Below are 1,671 nucleotides of genomic sequence, written 5' to 3'. Positions count from 1 at the left end.
CGCCGATCCAGCCGCGGTGGCCCGCGATCACGTCACGCGCGACGGCCAGCTGGCGGTCGGCGTCGTCGATCGCATGGCGCACGTGCTCGAGCGGCGGGATCGGCCTGGCCGCGCGCTCGCGGGCCACCGCGATCGCCTCGTCCAGGGCGGAGTTCGCCTCGCGCAGACGCGAGAGCTGTTCGAACGGGTCGGTGTTCACGCCCGCGGCGGGCAGGGCGGCCAGCGCTGCCTGCAGCTCGCCGATCGCCGCGCTGACGGTGGGGGAGTGCGGCTCCTTCAGGGCGACTGCGATGTCGCCGCGGGAGTCCTCCACGATGGCGGCGAGCGTCGACTCGGCGCGCAGCGCCTCGACCTCGAACGTCTCGACCGCGTCCAGCAGGGTCTCGGCGCGGCGCACAGACTCCATGGCCGCCTCGAGCGCCATGTTGGCCTGCTCGCGCTGTCCGGCCTCGCGGCGGCGTTCGGCCACGCCGGCGCTGTGCTCGGCGAACCCGAGCAGCTGCTCGGCCTCGATGGGGTTCGCCTCGATCTGCGTCAGGGCGTGCGCCGAGTACCGCGCGCTCATGCGCTGGACGGTCGAGCGGGCATCGGGCACCCGCAGGCGCAGGCGCGCGGCATCCGCCCTCACCTTGGCGATGATCTCGGGCGCGCGGCGGGCGCGCTCGATCCGAGCCGCGAGAGCGTCGGTGCGGTCGTCGAGCAGATCCTCGGCCCACTCGCACAGCTGCGAGATGCGGGCGTTGCGAGTGCGCAGCTCTTCGCGGGTGTCGGGGATCTCGTCGTGGTTGAGCTGGTGCAGGTGGAACGCCTCCTGCAAGTGGGTGCGCACGGCATCGAGCGCCTCGCGCAGTTCGCGCGTCGCCTCGGGGCCGAGCTCCGCCTCGGCGAAGACGAGCTCGTCGGTCGTCAGGCGGATGCGCTCGTCTGCGGCGACCAGCGCCTTCTGGGCACCTCGCGCGAGATCCGCGTCCTGTGCATCCAGCTCTTCCTGCTCACGCTTGCGCTTGCCCCAGAATCCGGCCATGGATCGATCCTACGGGCGTGGCTGGGAGCAAGCTGGCGGGAGAGGACGAGTCGGAGCCTCGTTCGCGCACAGCGTTGCCGACGGCTGGGTGCTGCGCGTGCGCGGCGGGCTCAGATCACGTGCTCGCCGTGACCACGCGCCGTCGGCGCAACGAAGCGCGGGTTCGACGAGAGCACGTGAAGCGGCCGACGGATGCCTCAGCCCTCGCCGCGCTTGTAGCGGGGCTTGCGGTCGCCGCCGTCGCGGACGCTCGGGCGGTGCGGGCCGCGGTCGTCGCGGTACGGCTTTCGCTCACCGTCGGTGCGCCGCTGCGGGCGGCCCGAGTCGGGGCGCAGCTCGATGAGCTGTCCTGAGATGCGGGTGTCGGAGAGCCGGTCGAGCGTCTCGCGCGACAGGTTCGCCGGCAGCTCGACGAGCGAGAAGGCGGGCATGATCTGGATCGCTCCGAAGTCGTCGCGGCGGAGCCCCCCCTCGTTCGCGAGGGCGCCGACGATCTGGCGCGGCTCGACGCGGTGGCGCTTGCCCACCGCGATGCGGTAGGTCGCGAGGCCCTCGCGCGGAGCGCGACGTTCCGGGCGTTCGCCGCGCTCGGGACGGTCGGGGCGATCGCCTCGGTCGCGGTCGGTGCGCTCCCGGCGCTCACGCGG

Annotated in this window: 2 protein-coding genes; both read right to left on the bottom strand. The window is 73.5% G+C overall.

From position 1 onward, the window contains the following. Positions 1 to 1,024 (bottom strand): hypothetical protein (locus tag EIO58_RS17400; RefSeq protein WP_127820498.1); only part of this gene is annotated, 1,024 nt, incomplete at its 3' end. Positions 1,025 to 1,221: 197 nt separating this feature from the next. Further along, on the bottom strand, positions 1,222 to 1,671 hold a 450-nt coding region (locus EIO58_RS17395), incomplete at its 5' end, for a DbpA RNA binding domain-containing protein (RefSeq protein ID WP_205789365.1).

This window comes from Microbacterium sp. CPCC 204701 (assembly GCF_004010105.1).
GTDB lineage: Bacteria > Actinomycetota > Actinomycetes > Actinomycetales > Microbacteriaceae > Microbacterium.
Note: the sequence above shows the minus strand (reverse complement) of the source record. Positions and strands in the feature narration are given on the sequence as shown.